The 3498-nt window shown below is 59.8% G+C and carries 4 protein-coding genes; all 4 read right to left on the bottom strand.

What is annotated here, in order from left to right; genetic code table 11:
* Positions 1 to 219: 50S ribosomal protein L4 (gene rplD, locus V6C16_RS09535; protein ID WP_333543081.1), on the bottom strand; the 219-nt coding region annotated here is incomplete at its 3' end.
* A gap of 11 nt (positions 220 to 230) precedes the next feature.
* Positions 231 to 860 carry a 50S ribosomal protein L3 gene (rplC, locus tag V6C16_RS09540; protein ID WP_333534928.1) on the bottom strand — a complete coding sequence of 210 codons (630 nt, stop codon included), beginning with the start codon at positions 858 to 860 and terminating at the stop codon, positions 231 to 233.
* A 12-nt stretch (positions 861 to 872) separates the two neighbouring features.
* On the bottom strand, positions 873 to 1190 hold the full coding sequence (rpsJ, locus tag V6C16_RS09545; protein WP_022658146.1) for a 30S ribosomal protein S10: 318 nt from the start codon (positions 1188 to 1190) through the stop codon (positions 873 to 875).
* 1081 nt (positions 1191 to 2271) lie between these two features.
* On the bottom strand, positions 2272 to 3498 hold a 1227-nt coding region (gene ftsY, locus V6C16_RS09550), incomplete at its 5' end, for a signal recognition particle-docking protein FtsY (RefSeq protein WP_333543082.1).

Raw genomic sequence — 3498 nt, forward strand, 5'->3', positions numbered from 1 at the left:
AGCGCGGCCGGTACCCTTCTGCTTCCAGGGCTTGGCGCCGCCGCCGGAAACAAAGGCGCGGGTTTTGACATTGTGCGTCCCGGCGCGTTTGGCCGCCATTTGCGCGCGTGCCACGAGGTTGAGGATTTCGGGCCTCACCTCGATTTCGAACACGTCGGAAGCCAGCGTAACTTCACCGCTTTCCTGCTTGTTCTGGTCAAATACTTTCACGGTAGCCATTGCTGCTTCCTCTACTGCTTGCGGATCAGCACCAGCCCGTTCTTGGGGCCGGGCACGGAACCTTTGACCAGGATGACGTTGTCTTCAGGACGCACGTCGACGATGGTCAGGCCCATTTCCGTAACGGTTTCATTGCCCCAGTGTCCGGCCATTTTCCGGCCCTTGAACACGCGGCCGGGAAAAGTGTTGTTACCGATGGAGCCGTTGTTGCGGTGCACCTTTTCGCAGCCGTGCGTATCCTTGGAACCGGCAAAGTTCCAGCGGCGCATGCGGCCCTGGTAGCCCTTACCCACGCTCTTGCCGGTCACCTTTACGGTGTCGCCGGCAGCGAACATTTCAACGGTAAGTTCCTGTCCCAGTTCCTGCTCAGGAGCAGCCGTAAGACGGATTTCGCGCAGATGGCGGAAGAGGCCCTTGCCAGCCTTGGCAAAGTGGCCCTGCATGGCCTTGCTCACATGCTTTTCCTTGGCGTTGGTCAGCGCGATCTGCACGGCGTTATAGCCGTCGGAATCCGCGGTCTTGACCTGGGTGACGGGGCAAGGCCCTGCCTCAATCACCGTGACGGGTACGGCTGCGCCGCTACCGTCAAATATGCGGGTCATACCGAGTTTGCGACCCAAAATTCCCATTTTCTCAGCCATGACTGCCTCTCGCTAGAGCTTGATTTCCACGTCCACACCGGCGGGCAAGGAAAGCTTGCCCAGCGCGTCGACGGTCTGCTGCGTGGGTTCCAGAATATCCATAAGGCGCTTGTGGATACGCATCTCAAACTGTTCACGGGACTTTTTGTCCACGTGCACGGAACGCTGGACGGTGTACTTATGGATGTTGGTGGGCAGAGGGATTGGCCCTGCCACTCCAGCACCCGTATTGCGCGCCGTATCCACGATTTCCGCAACGGCTTTATCCAGTATGCGGTAATCGTAGGCTTTGAGCTTGATCCGAATGCGATCGCTGCTAACTGTCGTCATTTTGCCTACTCCGTTTGCAAAAACATCCCACCCGCCGACCACCGGCAGTGCGGGCTTCTTCACAGCATACGCGGGCCATGAAGTATGGCCCGAAGGCCGACCTCACCCTGGAAGGGACGGAACGGAGCAACGTAAGGGGGCTGCGCTAATGCGCGCATCATGCCTGATAATCAGGAAATCGGAAGATTTTGGACGCCTGAACGCGCCTGCATCATCCGCATGATGCTCCCCGGCGTCGCCCAGGCCAGGCCACCAAAGAAAAGGTGGCAAGGCGGTCCCGCAGGGTCACCAAATGAGGGGTATACCCCTCTACCTTACAGCCCCGGGTCACGCGCGCCTCCGGGGCAGCGGTGGGATCCGTCTTGGGCTGGAACGGCTCGACATTGTCCGGCATCTGGTAACGCCTGCACATGTCAAATCCTGTGCGGCCGTGATGACCGCGCCAGGTGCAGCAGAGCAGGCTCAACCTGCCCTTCCCTGCCGTCCAGGGAAATGCCCACAGAAGACACCTGTCTTGATGGGCAAGCGTTGTTCTAGCCAACCAACGCCGCGGCGTCAAGGCTTTTTGCCATATTTTTTGTTTTTGCCTCTAACGGGCTCGCTTGGCAACACACTAAAAAACTACGCATGAGCCAATACAATTCAGGAATACCGGCTCGCCCGCATCGGAAGAAAAAACTTTCGCTGTTTTCACGGCCGATCCCGGCCGTTTTGTTCTTTTGAATCCCAAAGGAGAGGTCATGGCGTCCGGCCCGGCCCTGAAAGCCCGGCAGACATCCTATCAGGATACTGTCATCAACTATATAACCAAAGAGGGCGGGACGTCATCGTTCTCACGGACGATCAGGCATTCAGCACCCAACTGCGCCTCACCCTGGCGAAGGAACCGGGCCTTTCCGTCCCGGCCAGTTTACCGCTCTCAGCGCCGCCCGCCGCCGGACTCCGGCACGTCAAAAGCGGCACGACCTGTAAAAGGCCGGGCCGCTTTTATATCATTACACCGGAGCTTCGCGCTCCCGCCGGTGGCGCATGTACATGCCGTCAACGGCATGAGGGCTGCCCCTCGCGCGCAACGCCATCCTTATTCTTCTTTCTGCCCCAGCAGGGCGCGGGCGTAGTCCTCGCCATTGAAGGGACGCAGGTCTTCCATCTTTTCGCCAAGGCCCACAAACGTGATGGGCAGATGGTACTGCATGGCTACCGCTACGGCAACGCCGCCCTTGGCCGTGCCGTCCAGCTTGGTCAGGATGAGTTCGTCCACCCCGGCCGCCTCTTTAAACAGCTTTGTCTGCGACAGGGCATTCTGCCCCGTGGTGGCGTCAATGACCAGAATGCTGCGATGGGGCGCGCCGGGATGTTTTTTGCCCAGCACCTGACGGATCTTGGTCAGTTCTTCCATAAGATTGACCTTGGTCTGCAAACGGCCCGCCGTATCCACAAAAAGAATGTCCACCCCTTCCCTGACGGCGCGATCCATAGCTTCATAGGCCACAGACGCAGGGTCCGCTCCGGCGGACTTGGCATGAAAAAGCGCTCCCACACGCCCGGCCCACACCTGAAGCTGCTCTATGGCAGCAGCGCGGAAGGTGTCGGCGGCGGCAATCATGACCTTTTTGCCCTGCATGCGGGCGCGGTGGGCCAGCTTTGCTATGGTGGTGGTTTTTCCCACGCCGTTTACGCCGATCATCAGCACCACCTCAGGCGGGTTGACGGCGGCAATGCGGCGCGGCGCGCGAAAAATTTCCTCCACTTCGGCCATGAGCAAAGCGCGCATGCCGGAGGCTTCGGTCACTTTTTCCTTGCGGGCGCGCTCCTTAAGGCGCTCCACAAGCTCCAGAGACGGCTCGTAGCCCAGGTCGGCCATGATAAAAAGCTCTTCCAGCTCTTCCCAGAAGGCATCGTCAAGTTCGCCATGTCCGGAGAAAAGAGCGTCCAGCCCGCGTGCGAACTGTTCGCGCGTGCGGGCCAGCCCTTCGGTGATCTTGATGAAAAGACGGCTGCGCTCGTCTTCTTCGTCTTCCAGATCAAGGGCAAGGGCAAGGCGGTACTGCAATTCCGAACGGAATTCGTCCACCTGCCGGTAATCCATGCGCTGCGTCCAGTCGCGGAAATCGTCCACAAAAGCCTGCGCCTCGTGGGGCGGAGCTTCCAGCGCGCCAAGCAGAAAAGAAAGGCGCTGCCACAAAAGATCACCGGTTTCGTCCACGCCCTCCAGCACGATGCCCAGCCAGACAGAAAGGCGCGGCGCGGCCTCACGCAGGCGCAGCGTCAGGGCCTCATCGCCAGGAGCTGCAGGCGCAACGCGAGG

The sequence above is a fragment of the Desulfovibrio sp. 1188_IL3213 genome (assembly GCF_036763145.1).
In the GTDB taxonomy this organism is placed as follows: domain Bacteria; phylum Desulfobacterota; class Desulfovibrionia; order Desulfovibrionales; family Desulfovibrionaceae; genus Desulfovibrio.